The 23,476-nt window shown below is 31.3% G+C and carries 18 protein-coding genes and 1 pseudogene; 3 read left to right on the top strand and 16 right to left on the bottom strand.

Annotation, left to right across the window (positions count from 1 at the left end; genetic code table 11):
* Positions 1–48 precede the first annotated feature (48 nt).
* On the top strand, positions 49–810 hold the full coding sequence (locus AC1DKZ_RS16510) for a hypothetical protein (RefSeq protein WP_476996632.1): 762 nt from the start codon (positions 49–51) through the stop codon (positions 808–810).
* Positions 811–1,559: 749 nt separating this feature from the next.
* Here the strand turns inward: AC1DKZ_RS16510 and AC1DKZ_RS16505 are convergent.
* The 4 genes from AC1DKZ_RS16505 to AC1DKZ_RS16490 all read right to left on the bottom strand — a co-directional run bounded on the left by AC1DKZ_RS16505 (position 1,560) and on the right by AC1DKZ_RS16490 (position 5,778).
* On the bottom strand, positions 1,560–2,939 hold the full coding sequence (locus AC1DKZ_RS16505; protein ID WP_476996631.1) for a UvrD-helicase domain-containing protein: 1,380 nt from the start codon (positions 2,937–2,939) through the stop codon (positions 1,560–1,562).
* On the bottom strand, positions 2,936–4,690 hold the full coding sequence (locus AC1DKZ_RS16500; protein ID WP_476996630.1) for an ATP-dependent nuclease: 1,755 nt from the start codon (positions 4,688–4,690) through the stop codon (positions 2,936–2,938). Before AC1DKZ_RS16500 ends, AC1DKZ_RS16505 begins: the two co-directional genes overlap by 4 nt.
* 133 nt (positions 4,691–4,823) lie before the next feature.
* A complete protein-coding gene (locus tag AC1DKZ_RS16495; protein ID WP_476996629.1) occupies positions 4,824–5,312 on the bottom strand; it encodes a hypothetical protein in 489 nt (162 codons plus the stop codon).
* Positions 5,313–5,364: 52 nt separating this feature from the next.
* The gene (locus AC1DKZ_RS16490) at positions 5,365–5,778 is read right to left on the bottom strand and encodes a hypothetical protein (RefSeq protein WP_476996628.1); all 414 of its coding nucleotides are present in this window, start codon (positions 5,776–5,778) and stop codon (positions 5,365–5,367) included.
* A 680-nt stretch (positions 5,779–6,458) separates the two neighbouring features.
* Between AC1DKZ_RS16490 and AC1DKZ_RS16485 the strand changes: the two genes are divergently transcribed.
* Positions 6,459–7,262 (top strand): hypothetical protein, encoded by an 804-nt coding sequence (locus AC1DKZ_RS16485; RefSeq protein WP_476996627.1) that lies wholly within the window; start codon positions 6,459–6,461, stop codon positions 7,260–7,262.
* Positions 7,263–7,771: 509 nt separating this feature from the next.
* Here the strand turns inward: AC1DKZ_RS16485 and AC1DKZ_RS16480 are convergent.
* Genes AC1DKZ_RS16480 through AC1DKZ_RS16470 form a run of 3 tightly spaced genes read right to left on the bottom strand, consistent with a single transcriptional unit; the run spans position 7,772 to position 9,616 of the window.
* Positions 7,772–8,416, bottom strand: a complete 645-nt coding sequence (locus tag AC1DKZ_RS16480) for a hypothetical protein (RefSeq protein WP_476996626.1) — start codon at positions 8,414–8,416, stop codon at positions 7,772–7,774.
* A 22-nt stretch (positions 8,417–8,438) separates the two neighbouring features.
* Entirely contained in the window at positions 8,439–9,257 is an 819-nt protein-coding gene (locus tag AC1DKZ_RS16475) for an ImmA/IrrE family metallo-endopeptidase (protein ID WP_476996625.1), read from the bottom strand.
* Between the two features lie 23 nt (positions 9,258–9,280).
* Positions 9,281–9,616: a helix-turn-helix domain-containing protein gene (locus tag AC1DKZ_RS16470; protein WP_476996624.1), complete on the bottom strand. Its 336-nt coding sequence runs from the start codon at positions 9,614–9,616 to the stop codon at positions 9,281–9,283.
* Between the two features lie 1,271 nt (positions 9,617–10,887).
* On the opposite strand from AC1DKZ_RS16470, the gene AC1DKZ_RS16465 reads away from it, so the two are divergent.
* Positions 10,888–11,958: a phosphotransferase enzyme family protein gene (locus AC1DKZ_RS16465; RefSeq protein ID WP_476996623.1), complete on the top strand. Its 1,071-nt coding sequence runs from the start codon at positions 10,888–10,890 to the stop codon at positions 11,956–11,958.
* A gap of 255 nt (positions 11,959–12,213) precedes the next feature.
* Here the strand turns inward: AC1DKZ_RS16465 and AC1DKZ_RS16460 are convergent, their stop codons facing one another.
* The 9 genes and pseudogenes from AC1DKZ_RS16460 to AC1DKZ_RS16420 all read right to left on the bottom strand — a co-directional run bounded on the left by AC1DKZ_RS16460 (position 12,214) and on the right by AC1DKZ_RS16420 (position 23,056).
* Positions 12,214–13,242, bottom strand: a complete 1,029-nt coding sequence (locus AC1DKZ_RS16460; RefSeq protein WP_476996622.1) for an NAD-dependent epimerase/dehydratase family protein — start codon at positions 13,240–13,242, stop codon at positions 12,214–12,216.
* Positions 13,243–13,371: 129 nt separating this feature from the next.
* A complete protein-coding gene (gene nagA, locus AC1DKZ_RS16455; RefSeq protein ID WP_476996621.1) occupies positions 13,372–14,580 on the bottom strand; it encodes an N-acetylglucosamine-6-phosphate deacetylase in 1,209 nt (402 codons plus the stop codon).
* Between the two features lie 389 nt (positions 14,581–14,969).
* Positions 14,970–16,235, bottom strand: coding sequence for a Gfo/Idh/MocA family protein (locus tag AC1DKZ_RS16450; protein WP_476996620.1), 1,266 nt, complete (start codon positions 16,233–16,235; stop codon positions 14,970–14,972).
* A 187-nt stretch (positions 16,236–16,422) separates the two neighbouring features.
* On the bottom strand, positions 16,423–17,199 hold the full coding sequence (locus tag AC1DKZ_RS16445) for a class I fructose-bisphosphate aldolase (protein WP_476996619.1): 777 nt from the start codon (positions 17,197–17,199) through the stop codon (positions 16,423–16,425).
* Positions 17,200–17,283: 84 nt separating this feature from the next.
* Complete coding sequence (locus tag AC1DKZ_RS16440) at positions 17,284–18,303, bottom strand: zinc-binding dehydrogenase (protein WP_476996618.1); 1,020 nt, start codon at positions 18,301–18,303, stop codon at positions 17,284–17,286.
* Positions 18,304–18,419: 116 nt separating this feature from the next.
* Positions 18,420–19,187: a 5-deoxy-glucuronate isomerase gene (locus AC1DKZ_RS16435; protein WP_476996617.1), complete on the bottom strand. Its 768-nt coding sequence runs from the start codon at positions 19,185–19,187 to the stop codon at positions 18,420–18,422.
* 33 nt (positions 19,188–19,220) lie between these two features.
* Positions 19,221–20,315 carry a glycosyltransferase family 4 protein gene (locus AC1DKZ_RS16430; protein ID WP_476996616.1) on the bottom strand — a complete coding sequence of 365 codons (1,095 nt, stop codon included), beginning with the start codon at positions 20,313–20,315 and terminating at the stop codon, positions 19,221–19,223.
* Between the two features lie 107 nt (positions 20,316–20,422).
* Positions 20,423–21,586: a glycosyltransferase family protein gene (locus AC1DKZ_RS16425; RefSeq protein ID WP_476996615.1), complete on the bottom strand. Its 1,164-nt coding sequence runs from the start codon at positions 21,584–21,586 to the stop codon at positions 20,423–20,425.
* A 65-nt stretch (positions 21,587–21,651) separates the two neighbouring features.
* A pseudogene (locus AC1DKZ_RS16420) lies at positions 21,652–23,056 on the bottom strand (nucleotide sugar dehydrogenase).
* Between the last annotated feature and the right edge of the window lie 420 nt (positions 23,057–23,476).

Raw genomic sequence — 23,476 nt, 5'->3', positions numbered from 1 at the left:
TAATCTATTAATAGGGAACTATAAAAATTATTTTTGGAGGTAATATCTATGGCTCGAATTGCATTAGATGGAAATCAAACGGTTTATGCTTATCAAGAAGGAAAACTAGAGAAAAAAGGATATCTGTATAATTGTAAAAACCCTCAATGTTCAGCTTTATTAAAAATAGCATCCATTAACGGAGTATATGGACCATACTTTACTACAAATGGTACTCCAAAGGGGCATATTCAGGGATGTTTATATGGAAGTTCAAACAATGCAGTTAATACTATTTATGATGCTTCAGAATTCGATTTAAAACAATTCGCGAATAAACTTTTGAAAAAACAGCATAGTGAATCAGAAAAGTCAGGATATAGCTCCAATACTACAAGTGGAAGTAACGAAACTCCTTCGGTTAGACCGATAAAAAGTGTCACTCAATTTTATTATTTCGCGAAGCAACATAGTGAAACTTATCTATTAGGAAATGAGCCTTTGTATAAATTATTATCGGATACACGAATTAAATCTAAGAAATACTTTTCTGACTTAAAGGAATTTGATGGCAATGTTATTGCTGAAGTTATATTTGGTGGTTATGACCGAAAAAATCAGCAAATATATGTGCGGCCAAGGTTTTGTATAAAATCAAATTTAGATCTTAAATTCACGTTACATATTGATAATGAAAAGATCTTAAATTCATTAATAAAAAAAATTCTTAATAAGAACAAAAAACCATTTGTTGTATTTGCTAATTGGGATAATACAGAATGTAAAATTTATTCCTCAAAACAAGTGGTATTCCCTACTATAATTGAGTAATCTATAAAAGTTAAAAAACACGGGGGACTGTTCATACCCGTGTTTTTAATTATTCTTCTAAATTTGATATAGCAATTTTAAATTGCGATACGTTATACGTTGTAGTTTTATATGATTCATAACAATATTTTATCCAATATATGTATATCATCATTAACAATAATGCAGCCCCTAATATATATTCTGGGTATGTACTCTTATCAAATGCAATACCTAAAAAGAAAACGAGAATTGGAATGGGAGAAATTGATTTTAAAATATCTATTTTAATTTTAATAACATCACACCGTTGTTCCAGTAATAATAATGATGATTTTAGACTGAGTTTTGGTTTGGTCTCTGTTTGTACTATATCTTTTATAATATCAGCTATGGTAAGTATGTTGTATAACCTTCTGTAAAATTTATATGGAGGATAAATTAATACAAATGAACACACTGATAATATGAAATTGAAATTAGCGTTAATATACGTTCTAATTGGATCGATAAGTTCTTTACATATTATTAAACAAATTATAAGTATAAAAAAATTTATCGAGTAATTTATTAACATTTTTTTATTGCAAACTTCCTACTGTTTTTCAGTTTTTCTTCTATTGATACAAAATTGTACATAGTCCCTCCTAATAGTTAACTCAAAAGTTATAAAGTTTTATATCGTCAGATAAAACGTAGATACATGGATTAAATTAGAATTTAATGCGAGACTATGGAAATGAGTTTAAGTCCTTTCCTTTATCCATGGTTTAAGTTAGGGAAGCTTCTCTAGTTCGTTCTTCTTTAATTAATAGGTTCTCTTGGAAATAAGTATTAATACCTTTTCTACTGTATTTCTCCTCTACTTCAGTAGTAATCATAAAAACTAATTTTTGTTTAGCTCTGGTCAAGGCAACATATAAATAATTTAACATTTTATTTTGATTAACATTTTCACCGAATAGATACGGTGCTAAATCGGTAGAAAGTATAAATAAGCATTTATTTCCTTCTAATCCTTTAATACTATCTATGGAATTCACCAATATTCCCTCATTTGTCGGAATTTCACGATTTAGATTAATAGCATCAGCTAACTTTCCTTTATCTTGTCGAGTTAATTTTATGGATAATGATTTTTCTAACGTTGAAAATGCTTTAAAGTTATTTAATTGGGACAGATCTTTCAAAATAATTTTTTGTATGTCATAAATTAATTTATCTACTAGTTGATCATTAATGTTGGATTTATTTATTATAGACTTTAATTCATAAGCTAAATTTTGTTTAGCCAAATTTTTATCGTTAATATGAGTTGCAAATCTGTCGTTTTTCTTATAAATAAATGCATAATCCCAATTTATAGTATTAACAAAATTATTAATTTCAATATCACTTTCAAATACATAACCAAGCTCACCAAATAAAGCTTTCTGAGGTAATTGCTGCTCGTCCGCAGAAATATATGAATTTGCTAGTTGTACATGTGAAATAGGACATCTATGATTTTCGGATAAATATTCCACAGATTGTCCATATTTATCGATTAGTGTCTTGAATGCATTCCTACCACGCAAATCTTGTTTAGGATCTCCTACTAAATACAAGTCAATATTTTCTCTATCTAGCATTTGAACAACTTCTAACAAATGTTTATCCATATCTTGCGCTTCATCAATAAAAATCGAATCTAGGTATCTCGATACAATGTCTAATAGTTTTTTTCGTTTTTCTTTAATTTGGATGGTATCTCTCGTTTTCTTGCATATAATCCATTTAGCTATTTCAGTAACCTTTTCAACATGTACTATTTTATTATCTGCTAGCTCTTTAATTTTCCTACTCTTAAAGATTAAATTATCTGGTAGTTTCATTTGAGATGCTTTTATAAACTGTTGATTGTACAGCAAATGGTGAAACGGGAAAACAAACTCTCTTAATAAAAATACATGTATTGTTTCAATAAATAATTGGTTTGGAATACAACCATTTAATTCAGTAATTTTTTCTCGTATACGGTTTCTAGCGGCGTTAGTATACGTAATGACATATATAAATTTCCCATTAGTAACTTCCTCAAGCTTGTCCAATACTAACTGGGCCATTGAAGTAGTTTTTCCTGCACCAGCACCTGCTACAACAATCTTCATTTCTTTTCACCACTTTGTAAAAAATTCAATACACTACTGATATGTTTTGGTAATTCAATCGATTCTAAATCCCCTGTTCCAAAATCTTGACAAAATCTGAGCATTGTATTTGCTTTAGCACCTCTCCATTTATCAGATAAAGCTTCAGGTGTAGTTATATCTGACCATCCATGATTCGATATAAAATAGTTTTTTAGTTTTTCAAAGTTTTCACCAGTCTTTACAAACTCAGGCTCCAATGTATATTCAGTAGTTGTAGTAACGTAAATATTGTCATGGATATTATAAGCTTCATGATTTTCTTTAGCTTTTGGTTCATCATCAAAATCCCTAATAATTCCTATTCGATTAGGTGAATCTTGGTGGACTCTTAACCAAATATCTAGCATTGTTTTAAATCCTTTATGTAGGGATATCACTTCAATATCATTTAAAGAACGGGTTTGTGAACTTAAATATGATTTAATTAACATTTCTTCAGTAGGCCCTTCCACTAATATACATCTTCGTGAAAATAAGAATTTCAAAAAATCTAAATTAGGTTTCTTAGCTAGATAGTTTAACTGTTCAGGTTTTAGCACTGTTTCTAATGAGAATGCTCCCCCCTCAGATACAACTGTTACATTTTTCAACTCTAACTTATTCAAAAATTCTGAGCTATGTGTAGAAACAAATAGTTGTGTTTGATTACTTGAATTAACGATAGAGTTAATAAAACTTGCAAGCAATCTTTCGTTGCTAATGCATAAATGTGCTTCTGGTTCTTCAATCGTTAATATGTTTAGAGCTATATCTGAGGTGTTTTTTAAAGAATTCATCATTACTAATAAATAAACCAAGTTTCGATATCCCAATCCTTGAGTATTAAGATATTCTTCTCCAAATCCGAGTCTAACATTATTTAGCAAAGAATTCATACTAGGCATATTAGGAAGTAAGGTAATCTTTTCAAAGAAATCCGTTGCATTTTCTAATTCAGATTGTTCTTGCCAATTAAAGACACTTTCTAAGTTACTTATCTCTTTTAGATTAGTAAAAAAAGTTTCATATGATTGTTCAACTTTTACTTTTTGCTCTTCGGATAGTTTATTATGCAAAAGGTTAACTAAAGCTTTTGAGCCTAATTGAGTATTTTTATTGGAGAATTCATCTCGTTCTGCAGCCAAAGCATTGTATTTGAATTTCGTTAAATCATTAAATGCTACTTGTTCTAGTGTAGAAGGAACTACAATGGTATATTTAAACATTTCAATCGGTAATAAATTCATTTTTATATTTTCAATTTCGTCTATATCACTTAATATTTTTGAGACATGTGTCAATAAATCTTTAGGGTTCTCTACACAAAATTGGTATCTGATAGCGTAATGAAAACTTGTACCATCAATTGAATTAATCCACTTATGTACATAATATTCATCAGCGTCTTCAGGTTCAAAAGTAACTTCTACTTTTATAACAGGGAGTGCTTCAATGAAACTTTCTAAAGATATATCTCCATTTTTTATACTATCTAAATTCTCTTGGATGAAATTAAAATATTTTGCTTTAGCTGAGTTACCAATATCTTGCCACCCCAAATTTTTGTTTACACTACCAATTTCATCATTAAAAAATGGTAGTGTAATAGCTTTAAGGAGATTACTTTTCCCACTATTATTCTCTCCAATAAAAATTAATAATCTATTTACTTTAATATTAATATCATTTAAATTTCGATAGTTTTTTATATGTATTTGTGAAATTTTCAATACAATGCACTCCTTCTAAATGTATACATAAAATTTATGATCTTTTATAAGATTCTCATATTGTATCTCTGAATGATTTAGCTTAGAATATAAGTCCTCTCTTTCTTCGAAATTCTATGGTTTCTTATCTCCACTATTTAGTTAAAGGTTCTGACGTATTGAATAGATTGGTTTCATATATGCAACGTACAAGTGTATCAAAAAATAAAAAAGCACGTAACGAATGCTCCATTGTTGCATATTCTAAATCTACACCGTGTACAACTTGATTACGACTAAACGTTTCAACTTCTTCTCCAATATTACGAAAGATTTCTTTTTGCAAATATCCTTGGACAATTGACATAAGTTCTTCATTTGAAACCCGTTGTTGAATTGCTTCTTCCATAGATTCTCGAATTGTACTTTGTTTCATCCACTTTTTCGGGAAACTTTCACGGATGATACCTTCAGAATGAATAGTAAACAAAGGGACACTTACATAATAATTCCCCGTTAAATGAGCTAATGCGGCTTCTTTGACAATTGGATATCGATTATCTAAATAAATTTCCCATTGATCGATTTTTCGCTCCAACAACTCAGGAGTATAGTATAAAAGTAATTGCTCAGTTTCTAACACAATTCCTCCTGTTTCAGTTTCTATATAAAAGAAATCTAGAAGATCTAATGTTTTAAAATCTAAGAAGATGAACCAGCCTTGCTGAACAAAAATGTTCTAAGGCTTCTAAGCACTTTTGTTCAGCTTGAGATAACAGCTCTGATACATTTAAATCTCTCATAGTTTCATAGAGATTATTAAAAGATGCTCTAATTCTTGACATCATTTCATTCATGGATGATGCAATCCCTCGAAAAATAGGTGTTATATCACGTAGCATATGGTTAACATCAGAGAATAGTTTTACATTTTGGTTATTTAACCGATTGATACTCTTTGTAAAATCCGGTAAACGTATTGATTGTATGGTGGCTGTAACAGTTTCTTGTAGCCTTTTATAGGCTTCACGAACATAAGCATCTAAAGAAATTATATAGTCATCTATTGCATTGCCAGTATTAGGATTATGTTCTTGAATTCCTCTCATGTGTTTTAGCATCTCAGATGCAATGCGTATTAATTCATCATCGTTTATTTAAAATGGAGGAAATGCTTCTTCTACATCCCTTTCTTCATTTAGTTTTTTAAATTCAAAAATCGGAAGCGCTTTAATAATCGCTCTTTATTTGTTTTTTTAGATGATAAAATATACTTCCAATACCTGATACCCTTTTTCAGTGAAATTATCGTATCGATTAATTTAGTCTCCCCAGGATTTGTATGAATAGTGATTAAATCCTTCACCATAATTAGCATTCCTCCACTCCCTATGTATAACCATTATTATACAATACTTTGTATAGTAACATCGCACAAACAGGTCAATGCTTAATGAGTTCAATCAGAAAAAAGAAGCAACCTATATAAGTTTGCTTCCGTTTGATCATTAAATCTTCTCTTTTTCATCATCTCATCATGATTGAAGGAACACACATAATCAATAATAATACCTGCATTAATTTTCGCTGTATATTCCCCTACAATACCACATACATCCTGAATGTTAATCGTTAAATGTTTTTATAGATCTTTTACTTCTATTTAGAAGGTAACCACTATGGTGTTTCTATTCTTTGTATAGGAAATAAGCAAACATTTTATATTTATATTTCTAATTATAATTATACATGATAATATAGATTTTATTTATATAAAGGAGAAAATGAAATGAAGACCCATTTACAACAGTTAATAAAATTTTATGGAGATAACATGAGTAATTCGAATATATTAAAAAAACAAGGACCATATGCTTGGGTTTGTATAATTTTAACATTGTTATTCTTTATGACAATGTTTTTTAATCAAAATACTACTCTATCGACCACAGTTATAATTTCAATGTTACTTATAACACTTATATCTTATATAGTTTTAGTATATAAATTAGAAAAAAGATTAGGTGGCCTTGAAAATTTAACAATGGCACAAAAGATTGGTGTATGTTGTGATACTATTTTAACAACAAAGTTTTTAATATATTTAAATGATACTAAATCTCTAAGAGAAGAAAAGATAAATCGATTACGTAATTATTTTGAAGAAAAAGGATTTTATAATGAAAAACATTTAAAAATTTTTATGGATGTATCAGAAAAAGAATGTCAAAATCGTTTTTCAAATATTTCATGGCTCTCATTATTAGTAGGTTTTTTGATTCCAATTTGGACGTATTTAATGCAAAATTTATTTAAACTTCCAAATGTTAAGATTGATACCACCAATCTTATTGATATAAATATGGTAAAATTTATTTTTATAGGAATTGCATGTATTGTTAGTCTCTACTATATTTTTATAAGATTTTTTTGGACGGCTATCAAATCTATAATTTTATTGCTATTTCCTGTAAGAAAATATGAGATGCTAGATTTAACCAGTCTGATTAGAGAATTATATCTTGAATGTTATATAGAGGAAAATCAAGAAGAGAAATCTTTAATTGTGAAGGGCTTTGTTAGAAAAGAATAAAAGGGAATGGGAAATGTCATATTTCCCATTCCCTTTTATTTATAGTTTTTTTGAATGTATATGTGAAACGAAGTATATCCGGCACATGTTGTATACTAAAAAGAAAACACCCTGGTATTTCTCCCTTACTAATTAGTATGGATATTTAATAGAATCTAAAATTATGTTTTATGATTCTATAGTAAAAAGTCATTGTATCTTATGCCAGTTACAATGATTTTTTTACGTAATAGATAACGAAAATTGCATATCCTTTATGTGTATTTGCAATAAATTTTGATTAATCTTTTTTATAAGTCTGTATTTTAACGACGAATTTCATGTGGCAGAAAACTAAGTGGGAAAGGAAATATAAATTTGGACAAATTAGGTTGGAGTAAGTCTAGATGTAAAAAATAAGCGTATTCAAAATTAGAATTGAATATGCTTATTTTCCGAGCAGAGAACAATTAAAAATTGAACCCAAGTTTATTATTTTAATAAATGATAAAGCATGCTGAAACTTGTTTTTAACTTAATGTTGGAGTAGGTATTGCAGTGTGGAACTGTTCTAATAGTCCGTCAAAATGCTCACGGTCTTCTAATTTTATGGACCTAAGCGCGGTCTTATAACATTTAAAGACGTGACTACGTTCTAATAGTTCGCCATCGCAAATAATTTGACATAAATCTAAAAAACGATGTTGCTTAATAAAGACAGGATCTTGCTCATCATCACCATTTGGATAAACCTTTAACGGTAATTCTTGAATGACATTCTGTATGGAATAGTCATTACTACATATGTATTCTGCATGAATAACACTAGCTGCAGCTAACGAGTATATTTCACCGGTTCCAGCACTTGCTTCTTTCCCTCTTTTGATATCAATTTCTTTCAATTTACTATCGATATCTGTAATATTATTTAAATACATACGTTGTTCTGTAGGTGTTAATTGCGAATCATCGAATAGAATCCATTTTTCCAAATGGATTTTTTCTCTTGCGAAAACTTGTCCAGCTGGATTTAATTCATCTAATACTTCTGGATGAATAATAACTTTCTTATATACCTTTTCGATAATGTCTGGAAAAGTATGTTGCTTCATGTCATGAATATAAAAGATGATATTCGCGTCTATAAAACACGCTTCAGCTATTGGTAAATTCATAGAATACTCCTCTCAAATAAAGTTAATCATCCTCATTATCTAGCTTACTCAACAATGCTGTATATTCACTATACAGTTTTGCTGAACGCTCGGGGTTAACTTTATTTAATCTTTTAGCTGAATCGAGTAATTTTAATTGTTTGTTAGCGAGTCCTTTTTCAATTAATCTTACGTACGGATGAAAAATAGGTTTACGGGTTGGTTGATCGAATAGTGAATCTCCCAAAACTTTAATACGCTGTTCTAATAATTCGGGTTCCTTATAATTCAGGTAATCTCTAAATTCATCAACCAATAAATTTAATTCATCTAATCTTCGTATAATACTAACATATGGGACTCTGAAAATATCACTTAATTTAAAAACTAAATTCTCAAAATCATTTTTCTCATACAGATAATGATAATGTGCTCTAAACTCTTTTGCATTCATCAGTAATGAAGCTGCAAAAAAATCTCCTGCTCGTTCTAAAAGTTCTTCGTCTCTTAGAACGAATCTTAGTTTCGCTGGATTCTCCTCCATTAATAAATGATGAAACAATTCATGTGCTAACGTAAAATTCTGCGTCCTTGTATCATCTAATGCATTAATAATTATTTTATGTGATTTGTTCGATATATCTGTACTTCTCATATATATCCCATTAATAGGTCGATTTTGATCGTTCATATTGTTAAAATTATAGTACATAACGTCAATATCTAAACTTGAAACAATTTCTTCAAGCAAATCGGTTATTATTATAGAACCAGATGGAACATTCCGTTTATAAAATGTTTCAGCATAGTTTTGTACTAATCTTTGAAAATCAGATTCTTTTCTAGCTGTTTCAACTTCCATAATATCTCACCCATTTCTCTTCATTACTTAACGATCTTTTTCAAATACTCATAGTCGTTTGCTATTAATGCGACTTCCATAATCATTTTTTCTTGTTCAAAGCTTAATTGTTTACTTCCACCACGTAGCATCACAGAATATCCAGCAAAATTATTAGTCGATGTGCCTATTAGCTCACAAGCTGGAATCTTTGTAATTTCAGCAAGAGTATCAATACGTTTGGCTGTTAATTGGCGTTCTCCGTTCAAGATAGCACGTACTAAAGATTCACTAACACCCATCTTTTCAGCCAATTCGACTTTAGATACGTTATTTTTTTCCATCCACTCTTTTAATAAGTTCACTAAGTTTTCATTCATCATTATTCCACCTCTTTATTATAGGATACCACACTATCGCACAAAATATACTAATTTTATCGTAAAATGTGCGATTTTTGATTCTTTAGCATGCTGCTGTTGTAGATTAACTATAAATTTTATTATCTTCTTTAATGAAATTATGTTTAGAAGCGATAATAAAGGGATCTTAGAACCCTATATATATAAGGATTCCAAGACCTTATTCTTTTCGCAAACATTAAGGTATTAATAATTTATTGTTTTTAGGGCACATACATATTACGACTGCCGTATTATGCCTTCTTTAATGCCAGTAATATAATCTCCATAAATAATCTGTATTTAAACTAATACAACTTAAAGTGTAATTTTATAGTCTTAAAATAGTAAGTATTAAAATGAACATTTCAAATTATATATAGTCCTATTTATGCTCCTTGTAAATAGATATGCACTTGTAAAACAATTTTATATGGAGGTGTTTTTCGTTGGAGGGAGGATGAGTTTAAGCGTTGATTGGATAACTTTGTTTCTAATGGGTACCGACTTGTTTGTGATATCCTCGTTATTACTATTCATTTCCGAAGCATTTAAGGTTAATCCAACAAAAACGGGATGGTAATTGTTTTTGCAGTTGTTTGTCTCCTACTCTAACAAACTATTTTCCTCTGTTCCTTTCAAATATAATCTCATAACAACATGTAATGGGAAAATTTCACGTAACATAATTAAGAATTATATTTAAAATATAGTTACCAAGGGTGTTTCTATTCCAAAAGAAAAGAGCATCCAGATGGATGCTTTAATTGTATTCTCTATAATTTAATTAGATTTCCTAATTTAGTTTAAGCTTGGTACCCAAAATATGAATCATTTCCCGTTATATCAAACTTGTTTTCTATATAACCGCCCTCCAAATATAATCTGCATTTATAAGTGACAACTCAAACATTGGATGTCCGCATATTACGCTCTTATTTGAATAATATTAATAAAATAAGAGTGATAATAATGTGTCAGACTTAAGTAGAGTATAATCATTGATCCTTATAAGAACTCATCTGAATTAATATTTCCACATTATCTTCTCAAGTTTGGGTATTTCAATACCAGATAAATACAAAGAATATAGTTCGTTTCTCAAATCGTACCCCTACTCCTATACCTGATATTTTTTATGTTAAAAAGGAATTTGATTTTTTAGTAAGAAGTTTAGAATACTAATAAAAAAGTGAAAATCTGAGTTAGATTATAGGGAAATGAAAATAGGAATTCTGGAGGGAATGTAAATGAATAAGACAAACCAAACAAATAGTAATAAGGAATTGCCTTTTAATAATTTTTACGATTTAAGTTATAGTAAACAAAAAGCTCATCTTAATACTCTCGCACAAATTGCATTGACGAATTATGAGCTAGGAAATTTTCATTTTAAATTAATACAATACGAGGATAATGCAGTTTACTTTGTCCAAACTGAAAATAAGAAAAAATATGTGCTACGAATAAGTACACCGACAGAAAAAGGTGGTCACACATTTTCACAACAAAAATCGGAAATAGAATGGTTATTGTCACTTAAACAAGAAAGTGATTTAATAGTGCCCAATCCCGTAAAATCTTTTAGTGGTAATTATGTAATTACGGTTGAAGATACTCAGTTTGTTCCTAAATTTCGGAATGTTGTACTCTTTGAGTGGATATCAGGAAAAAGCCTCGGTGAAGAGATAACACCTTTGAATGCTGAACATTTAGGAAAAATAATAGCTAAATTACACAATAATTCGGAATCGTACTCATGTAAACAAGAAATTGATCGTCCATCATGGGATTGGGGGAAAATATTTGGTGCAAGATCAGTTTTCAATTCTGAACATATAACAGAAAAGCTGTCTAAAGAGGAAATAGAAATTTTTGATAAGGTTTCCTTGATTATTAAAGAAGATTTACTTCAGAAGGATGCTTCAAACTTTGGCCTTATTCATTCTGATTTGCACCGTGGAAATATTGTTATTGATAGTAATAACTTAGGAGTAATTGATTTTGATGATTGTGGTTTTGGATATTTCATGATGGATATTGCTACAATTTTAAGCTCAATATTACGGATTTCTAAAAATGAAGCGGACTATTTACAGTTTAAAAAGCATCTATTATACGGCTACAATACTACTCGATATACTGGAGATATTAACATACGAGAGCTTGCTACTTTTTTAGTCATGCGTGATATGGTGATTGTAAACTTTATCTTAGGGACTAATAATGCCGAAGTATTATCATGGGGAGGAAAAAGATTGAAAGGTATTATCCAGGAGATGGAAAAATTCTCCAAGACCTTTAGGTATCCTGGAGTGTAATTGTTTTTTTATTAAATTTCAAATTCATAGTATAGTTATTGAAAGAAAAGTGTAGGTTATTTATGCTTGTATTCAATTTCTTCTGAACAAGTATTTTGTTCCTTCAAAAAGAAACACCTATCTATATTCATTATCGTTTAAATATAGATAGGTGTTTTTTATATCTTAATTTTATTATTTATCTTAGTAAATAGTAGAGATAATAACAGGAAGATGCAGTATATATTTCTATTTAGATTAGGATAATTGATATTCTCATTGTTCTAAGAGGAGTTTCTTTTCTGTCTTATAATACTCCAAATACCAATCGATGAAATTATTTATTCCATCTTGAATTGTAGTTTTGGGAGTGAATTTAATGGCTTTATTTAATTCGTTCACATCAGCGAATGTGTTTGGAACATCATAATTGGGTAATGGTAAGAAATTTTTCGTTGCTTTTATTTTTAGTTTCTCTTCAATTAACGAGATCGCATCAATTAATTTTATCGGATTATTATTACCAACATTAAACAGTTTATATGGTATATTAGGTGAGTTGTCATCGTTAGTTTGTTTCTCTGTTATATTTTCCATAATTAATAAACGATAAATACTTTCAACAACATCATCAATATATGTAAAATCTCGAAGTGATTCTCCAAAATTATTTACATTAATACTTTCCCCCTTGAGAATCGCATTAACAAATTTAAATATCGACATATCCGGTCTTCCCCAAGGACCATAAACTGTAAAGAAACGTAACCCTATACATGGTATTTGATACAAATAACTATAGGTATGAGCAATTAATTCATTAGCTCTTTTGGTAGCCGCATAAAGTGTTAGTGGATGATCGACACTATCGGACTCAGAGAATGGAATTTTTTTATTCGCTCCGTAAACTGAACTGGACGATGCGTATATTAGTTTTTGTATTTTGTTTTCCCTACAACACTCAAGAATGTTTGAAAAACCAACTAAATTAGAATCGATATAAGACCTTGGATTTTCAGTACTATATTGAACCCCTGCTTGTGCCGCTAGGTTAATAACGAAAGAAGGTTTGTGCATTTTAAAAATCGAATTGAGTGAATTTTGTTCTTCAATAGACTCACGATACAGAACAAAATCATCAGACTCTAAAGATTCTAACTCTTTAAGACGTCTCTCTTTTAAGGTAACATCATAATATGAATTTAAATTATCAATTCCAATTACGTTAAACTTTTCTTTTAATAATCTTTTGGCTACATGAAATCCAATAAAACCCGCTACACCAGTAATTAATACAGTTTTCAATGTAATCACCTCTATAAATTTATTAGTGATACTTTTTATAAAGTTGAAAGCACAAACACTTATTAATACCATCTTGGTAATCATTATGAAATTAATTCAAATGAAAAATTAAACCATAAAATATTTTTATCAATTGTTAATAACTAATTGATTTTCCAATTTATCGTAGATTATCTCACCTTTTATAAATACCATTCGAATATCTATATCCTTATTAAAGACTACTATATCAGCATCTTTGTCGCTAGAAAGACTTCCTTTTGTTTTATCTATTCCAATAATTTTTGCTGGTGTGGATGTTGCCATTCTAACAGCATCCACCAAAGGAACATCTGCTTTTTTAATCATTGTTTGTACCAATTTATTAGATGTTGCTACGCTTCCAGCAAAAGAACTTCTATCGGTTAATTTTGCTACCCCGTCTTCTATAATCACTTGTTGCCCTTCTTTTAGGCTACCTAAAATACTTTTTCCTTCAGGCATCCCTGCTGCTCTCATAGAGTCTGTTATAAGTGCAATATTAGATGGCCCCTTAATATTATATATTAGCTTTAATATACTTGCAGGTAAGTGCATGCCATCTGCGATGATTTCAACTGTCATTTCATCTATTATGAATGCACTCTCTATAACTCCGGCATATCTTTTACAGTCTATACGCTTAACACCTGACATTCCTGAATACAAATGAGTCATATGAGTAAAACCATTTTCAAATGCCTGTTGTATATGTTCATATATTGAATCAGTATGAGCAATTGAAGGAAGAATTCCTTTTTTCCTCATATATCTACCAAATTCCAAAGCTCCTTCTAATTCAGGAGCAGCACTCCAACGAATAATATCTTTAGACCAAGTTAATATTTCATTATATTCTTTGAAATCTGGATTTTTAATATATTTACCATCTTGTGCCCCTTTTTGAGCCATGGAAAAATAAGGTCCTTCAAGATGTAAACCCAGAAGTTCCGCCCCAATAACATTTTCTGCCTTGGCTTTATTAAAAGCATAGATCGATTTTTTTAAATCCTCGATTGAACTAGTTAAAGTGGTTGGAACTAGAGTTGTTGTCCCGTATTGTGCATGTGTTTTTGCAGTACATAAATACGCATCCACAGTACCATCCATAAAGTCATGCCCTCCACCACCATGGCAATGAATATCAATAAACCCTGGTGCAACATAGTTACCCATGACATCTATTTCCATAACGTTATCAAGGGATAAATTTTGTTCACCAACATACAAAATTTTACCTCTATCAATAATCATAGTACCATTGTTAATTATTCTATATGGTGTAATTATTTTGGCATTATAAATTTTAATTTTTTTCATCTTTAATGCCCCCCTAAGACTTATAATCATGTACAAAAACATTTAAGTCTTTACCCTTGTTTAGCCATACAATCCAACACCTAATAGGTAAAATGTGGAATTTTATTATTTGGGTTTCTTTTAGAGGTAAATACAGCGATGAAAATGTTCTGTACACTAGAAAAACAAAAGAAATCTATCTTTTCATCTAGATGGGAACATAATGAAATAGAAAAGCTAGATTTCTTCATATGAAAAAGCTAGAAAATTAAACGTTGTAACGGCTCTCTCTATTTATCTAGTATTCTTAACTAGGTGTTGAGTAGTTACATAGCATATATGTTTTATTGTTTTTTTCAATCGCTTAATTTTTCTTTGATTATAGATTATCACCTGAATAAAATATGAGGCTATGATTCTCTTATAGTATTAATCTTATCCTCAGGAGTTTTGAGATAATCATTTATAAATATAGGTTGTTTGATTTTGATACTTTTATTTGCACATATACCAAGTGAAATTGATTTTGCTCCATCAAGAGAACCTGCAAATTGACGAAACGGATCAGGTAAGCCACCTCGAAAAATCATTTCGCGTAGTCTTTCATCTCCACCATCATGTTTACCATGTATTTTAGGTATTTCATAACTAATAACTTCCCCTTGTCGATTCGCCCCTTGTGATTTGAATACTTTAATCAGGTTTGTAGTATGATTTATTTGATTTCCACTTTGATATTCAATTGCTTCTAATCTACCTTCTGTTCCAGTAATAGATACCTTCCAGCCTTCATATGGACTGTAGGATATTAGTGAATATGTCAGTAAGGTTCCTTTACTATATTTCGCTGTTAAAGACATAGTATCATAAATGTCGATTTCATCATCAAATATACATCGATCGCGAAAATATCCATCTTCTTTTTCTGCTTTAAAATACATATTGTCGACAATTGGGTATAGGTGTGCAGGGAATGAGAAATCGCAATTTTTATGATTTTCACAACTACTACATCTTTCTCCACGTTTTTTCTGTTTATCCCCATAAAATCTTAATGTCCCATTCGCATATACCTCTTCTGGATCCTCATCTATCCACCAATTAACTAAATCAAAATGATGAGTAGATTTATGCACCAACAAACCTCCAGAGTTTTCCATTCCCCTGTGCCATCTTCTGTAATAATCAGCACCATGAAATGTATCTAATAACCATTCGAAATTCACGCTAAGTATTTTTCCAATTACACCTTTCGTGAGTAATTCTTTAATTTTTATTGTATTTGGTTTAAAACGGCAATTAAACGTAACAATAACTTTTTTTCCGCTTCTTTTTTCTGCTTCAAGGATTTGATTGCATTTATCAATGTCAATTGTCATTGGTTTTTCAGTAATAGCATCTGCACCATATTCAAGAGATTTAATTATATACTCATGATGAAACTTATCTATAGTAGCAATTATCACTCCATCGGGTAAGGTCTCTTTCATCATTAAGTCATAATCCGTATACACTGGTATATTAGAATCTGAACTGTCTCTTACATACCTTGCTCTAGTTTCATTTATATCGAATATTCCGACAATTATAGCTACATCACTATAATCCTTCACGAGTGGTATAGCATACATTTCAAGGGATCTTGCACTTGCTCCAACTAATACATATTTTCTCATTTTTCGTCATCCTCTTATCGTTTAGAAATTAAGCAATGATACTAATTGTGAGAAAAATCCCATACATCATTTTGGTTCGCTACTATAATCAACTCAATTCCCTCCTTACAATATAAAGAATCTATATTCATGTCAGTAAGAAAGAAATATTTTATATAAGTGCTTCGATGTATTGTTTTTTTCTTTGTCAGTTATTTGATTTTTCATGAATAATCGAACTAAGCTTTTGGGCTATCAGAATTGGATCATCATTACCCCAAACATTTCTGCCGATAGCTGCTCCAGCAATCCCTAAATCAACAGCTGTTTGAACATCTTCGAGTAATTTAGCTGAATGCATTGTTTCTCCTCCTGCAATGACAATAGGAATACGTACTGATTTAAGGCAATTACTTATTACTTCAGGATCTGGTGGTAACGCTGTTTTGACAAAATTAGCCCCTAATTCCTCACCAATACGACAAGCATTTTCATATGCTTTAGGTCCAAACTTCTTAACATACTCAGGCATTGCGTAGATTGTTAGTAAAACAGGTAAGCCATAAGCATGAGCGCGTTCAGCTATTTCACTGGCAATTTTAGCATTTTCAAGGGAACCATCAGATCCTAATTTAAATTCTGCACAAACTGCATCAGCTCCACAACGTATAGCATGTTCTACTGAATTAAGTTGAACATGATCAACTCCTCTTTCTAGCCGTCCTGTTAAACGAAGGATTATCCCAAGTTTTTTGGAATCAGTTTCTAAAACTGCATCCATTAAACCAGGACGGAGCATAATTGCATCCGCACCAGCCTCAGCAGCATCTGAAATAACCTTTTTTACGTCACTTAAGCCAGCAATAGGACCAGACGTAATCCCATGATCAAGCGGAATGATTAGTGTGCGACCAGTTTCCTTTTTGAATATCCGTTGTAATCTAACACCGTGCCCTGCTGAATTCGAATTTACTAAAGTACTCATTAATTAGCCCCCCATATAAATATAAAATAATTAGAAATGCCATCTCAAATTGAATAATCTCTTATACTTTAAATAGCTTTTATTCTAAGGTTCAATAATAAGTGCTATGCAGTCATTTTTTTTGGCGACTATTGGTGCATTTATAACTTCCTCAAGTGGTAATCTATGTGTAATTATCTTTTCTAAATTTATAGCTCCTGAAGCAAGTAATTTCAATGAACGTTCAAATAACCCTGGTCTATAATGATAAGTTCCTATTAGTTGTATACCGTTATAATGAAGATGGTTAGGGTCAATTGTAAGATTTGTGCCAGGTGGAGAGCCACCAAAAAGAACTATCATTCCACCTGGACGAACTAATTTCATAGACAATGAATAAGTTTCTGAACTACCAACTGCCTCAACTACTACATCAGCCCCGATAGTAGAGCATAAATCTTTCACTCTTTGTTCAACAAAACCTTCTCTTACATCTACTGGTATTGCACCCAAAAGAGAAATAATAGATTCCCTTTCGGAGTGATTATATAAACAAATAACCTTTGCTGCTCCACGTAATCGAGCAAGTTGAATCTGTATCATTGCAATGGGCCCACATCCAATTATAACTACAGTATCACCAATACTAATCCCGCTTACAAGTGTTGCTTCAGATACACATGCTACTATTTCTGTATATACAGCGTACGCATATGAAAGCCCACTTGGGATTTTGTGTATATGTCTTGTTAGTGGCGATTGTATTCGAACATATTCAGAAAGTCCCCCAGGTTCTAGAGTTTGCTTTGAAAGGCATAAGGCTTCTTTTTTATTCATACAATTAACACATTTTAGACACGGGGGATGAGGGTCTACTATGACAGGAGTCCCTAAAGAAATATCAACATTCTTACCGCGGGAAACAACATCACCAGCTACAAGTGTTCCAAGAACTCTTGGTGGTTTGAACTTTGGATGTCCAACAGTGACAGCTCGTACTAGAGCGGCACCAAATACTGCAGCACGCACACGAATAACAACGTCAGTATCCTCTTCAACCTTAGGTATTGGCTTTTCGTGAATTTCTATTGGTGAGCCTTGTCTATTCCAAAGTGCAACTTTCATTTAGTCCTCCCAGAGTGTTATTTTGGAGTGTATTAGATGAATGATTAAGATAATAAATATTTTTTAGGATTTCCATACTAAATCCCCTACAATCTCTACACTTTTCTAAAACTAATCTAATTATTTGAGAGCCATTTATAGCGCGGGTCAACATGGCATTTTAGTTCACGTTCATCACCAGCTAAAGCCCATAAGTAATAAAACTTATGTCCAGCTGCTGCGACTATTGTATGATAACCTTCTTCAACTGTAATGGTCTCCATATCCCGAACTACAATGGCTTGTTCCCTTTCATTCTCATTTTTATAATTTATGAATATCCCAAAACCATCAGTGGGTTGTACACGTATTAAGTATATTTCATCATGTTTACTTTCGCCTGGGGGATTATCAGTATCGTGTTTATGAGGAGGATACCCAGACCAGACTCCTTTAGTACTAAATGTTTCACCAACAAGTAAGCAATCAGCAGGGTGACTAGAGCTCAAAATATTATGAACTTCACGGCTCCACTCATTTTGTCCCCGATCTTCTATAAATACATCGTTAGGAGCTATTACATATGGTTCCCTCTTAGAATGTGCAGGGGCTGAAATCACTACCAATTGGACAGTATCAGTCTCTGCCTTTATAATAGATGAAAGAAAAGATGGAAGATAGATTGATGTAGCAGGACCATCGAATACATTTTTTCTTTTTCCGAGCCCAGTCCAACAAATATTTTCTTCTTCAAATTGAATTGTACAGGTACCACCCAATATAACAACAACGCGTTCTAAATTATCGCCAATTAATGTAATAGATTCATTAACTTTCAAATTCTCTACGGAAAGTGTGAGTCCCGAATCCAAACGAGATTTAGTAATATGTTGATTTACTACCATAATATTCAACACTTCCTTTATTCGTTTTTTATATTATGCTTTTAAAATCAAATCTGTCTTTTCTCCTGTTATCTTACTATAACAATCAAGATAACTTTCAACGCAACGTTGTAATTCGAATTTTTTAACTCTTTTAAGACTATCGTTCTTCATTTTAACTTGGAGATCGCTATTATTCACTAATGACTGCAATTGTTCAGTAAACCCCTTTAAATCACCAATTGAAAAATATAAAGCTGATTTATCTGCTAGCTCTCGATGAGGAGGGATATCTGATAATAGCATTGGTAATCCATAGGACATAGCTTCTAGTATAGAAATTGGTAATCCTTCAAACTTACTTGCAGAAACAAATCCATGTGAACTTGCAATTAATGACTGAATAATATCTTGTCTCCAGATAGCTCCATACCATTCAATATTTGAATGAAGATCTAATTTTATGCATTGCTGATATAACTCAGCCATCATTGGGCCATCACCTATTACACGGAGTTTAATATTGATACCCAACTTCTTTGCTTCTGCTATACCATTGAGTAGCTCTATATGATTCTTATGTGGATAAAGACCAGCAAGCGATATCAAGGTGAATGAATTGTCTCCTTCATTAGTTGTTACTGAAATCGGGCGAATATCAACTCCATTTTTAATTACTGAAACTCGTTTTTCTGGAATTCTAACATCTTTAACACAAAAATCTTTTACTGCGTCCGAAACCGCAACAATACCAGAGGCACGCGATGCCCAAAATTGGTCTATTCTATTCATTAACCATGTGCGCTTATGGCGGTATACACTGTGATAAGTTACCACAATTTTTCTTCCCCATAACGCGGAACGGATTAGTGGATGAATACGTCCATCACCAAAATGAATATGAACCAGTTGTCCCCTTGTTAATTTTCGTAATGTAGATAACTTATTAATAACCGAACCAGAAAGTAATATTACTTTAACTCTTTGATCAAGTTCAGTAATTAAAGCGTTACGTTTGCCTGTCGACATAACAATAACTTGTGTTTCGATTCCTTGAGCTACATAAGAGTTTGCTAACGATGAAACGACCCTTTCTAAACCACCTACCGTAAAATAACGTAAAAGTAATGTTACACGGGGTTTGTTCATGTCTACACCTTCTTTATGAGTCTATTTAATTTAAACACGTCTTTATAAACTATAATAAAATAACATTTACCAACCTGTGATTATTTCATTCAACCTATTTAAGACCATTAGCATCTAACTTTAGATAATTTACTTAAGAGATCAGCATACCTACTGGCCCCATTAAGCATAAGATTGTTATTAGGTATAATAGCTTCATTTAATCCGTCGTTTACAATTTTGTCTAATTTACCTTCTAAAACATCCTCTAAATTACACACTCTAAGTATTCCTTTTTGTTCAAGTAAAGCTGAATGAATACGTTGTTCAGCTTCTCTTACTTGTCGAGGGATTGCTATAGAATTACAGCCAGTTGCAAGGATTTCACCTAACATATTTGAACCAGCTGCTCCTATAAATAAATCAGAAGCAGTCATCCATGTAGTCATATTGGGTACATACTTAATAACCTGTAACCACGGAATTTCTGATGCAAGTTTATTAAGTTCAATACTCTCATTTAACTCTAAGTAGGGACCTGTAACTACAATTGCTTTGTCGAATGATTTTTCATTTGTTTTAAGGGCAGTTATTACAGATTTCCAAATATCGAAAGCACCTTGACCACCTCCCATACTTGCAACAATAATACGTTCCTCGCTATTAATATTAAGTTGTTCCCGTGCTTTATTTTTAGTCAATGAGCTCTTGTTTGCCAAGTAACCGGTGTATTGAATTCGATCTCGAAGTTCTATGGGAACATCATAATATTCCTCTAGCATAAAAACATTGGGATCAACGTGTACAAAGATAGCATCAAAATTATCGTGAATCCATTTAGTGTGTTTAGACGAAAAATATTCACGCGTAGTTTTCTCCCTATCAAACAGTACTCCTCGAAGTGTAAGTACACGTAAACCCGACTTGGTATTAGACAAAGCTGGTGCTAATTCATTTTCTGCACCATAAGGTAAGTGATTAATAAGAAAAATATCAGGTTTATAGTGTCTGATTAAAACTTTAGACATTTCAGAACGGAGTTGAAATAATGCCTTGACATCCATTCCTTGCCTTCCAGACATGTCCCAACCAGAAGCCTTATCATAATTTACAAATGCGGGTAGTTTAACAATGTCCATACTTTCTGGTAATAAATCCAATCCACGATATGCTCCCGAAAGGCCTACAAGAGTAGCATTTGGCATATCTTTTACAAGAGCATGTGAAATCTTTGCAACCTCTGCTGTATGTCCTAGACTACGTCCATTGTGCCAATACATAGAAATACGCATATAAAATAACTCCTTTCAAATAAAAAATCATATAAAAATACTTAGGGTTTTATATAAAAAAATTATTACACTGTATCAATTAAACTTAGTCCTTCTAACGGTTGCTTAACCATCATACGAATTTCATTCTTCTGAGAGTCTGTATTTTTAACAGGTGCTCCAAGCTTAAATATATGGGAGCATTTTTTATTACCGAATGCATTTCGTGTATCTAATATTGGTATATTTAATGCGGCTAACTCTTCATAGTTAAACTCACTATGATTAGTAATTAACACCATGCAATCATAATTTTTAAAATGGGTTAAATCATAATTAACCGACTGGATATCATGACCTTCAGCATCTCTAAAGCTTTGTGCATGCGGATCATAAAATTCTACAATTGCACCGCTTTTTGTATATAACTCATAGATTGAAAGAGCAGGAGATTCACGAAGATCACATATATTAGACTTATAAGATACCCCCAAAATTAATATTTTCGAATATTCAATCTTTTTTTGAGCGTAACTTTAAAATCTCTTTTGTTTTTGATAGGACATGTTCAGGCATCTTATCATTAATCATTTGTGAGAGATTAATAAATTTGCTAAAAAAATGATACTCTTTTGCTTTCCATGACAGGTAGATTGGATCCAGAGGAATACAATGACCACCAATACCTGGTCCAGGGTAAAAAGGCATAAAACCAAATGGTTTTGTTGAAGCAGCATTTATCACCTCCCAAACATCTACATTCATTTTTTCACACATTAGTGCCATCTCATTAATAAAAGCGATATTCACACTTCTAAATGTATTTTCTAGCAATTTAGACATTTCTGCCACCCTCGGTGAACTAACCGGTAAAACAGTTTTTATAGAATTTGAATATAATAACATACCTAATTCAAGACATCGATTAGTTGTTCCACCGATAATCTTTGGCGTATTAAACGTATTATACTTGCTATTTCCTGGATCTATTCTTTCTGGAGAAAAGCATAAAAAGTAATCTCTACCAACAATAAGACCACTCTTTTTTATTTCTAGTTCAATAAGTTCCTCTGTAGTACCTGGATAAGTCGTACTTTCCAGTATAATAAGTAAAGGTTTTTCGATATATATTTTAATCTGTTTCACCACATTAACGATATACGATGTATCAGGTTCCTGATTCTTATTTAAGGGGGTAGGAACGCATATACTTACAACATCAAGCTCTTTCAGTACACTATAATCAGTTGTAGGAAAAAAGCTGTTTGTATTAATATATTGGGAAACTTCCATACCTTCGACATCACTTATATATGATTGTCCGGATTGGAGTAATTTTATTTTATTAGAATTTATATCAATTCCATAAGTACTAAATCCTGCTTTAGTAAAGCCTAATGCTAGTGGTAGACCTACGTAACCTAGACCAATTACACCTACTTTTGCTGTTTTCTCTTCAATTTTTTTTCTTAACACTTCAAAATTAGACACAGTATTTTTCCTCTTTTCTATTTTTATATAGTTTAAAAATTCACTATGTCTTCTATAAAGGTAATAATTAATATTTACTAAAGAATGTAATTATAGATACAAATATGACCACCTCCTGTTCCCATATTCTTTAACTAGTACTTTTCTCTCTTTACCAATTACATTTTTCATTTCACTTCATAATTCCTTGCAATTAATTTTTAAATATTACATACCTTGATGATTATTTCGACTAGTTTTTCTATACCTTACAAAGATAATTTTCCATAAAAAACTGCATACATAGATGGATTATTTAGTGTCTTTTCTTGTGGTAAAGTTAAATATTCTCCCTTTTTTTGGATATTCCTTTTTTGTTTTCTGAATATACTCACTTTTTCGTCAATTAGGTACAACAAAAATAATGAGAATTTCACAGCA

It is taken from the genome of Bacillus sp. 05T21, assembly GCF_056396785.1.
The sequence above is the reverse complement of the archived record's forward strand: the minus strand, read 5'-3'. Positions and strand labels throughout refer to the sequence as shown.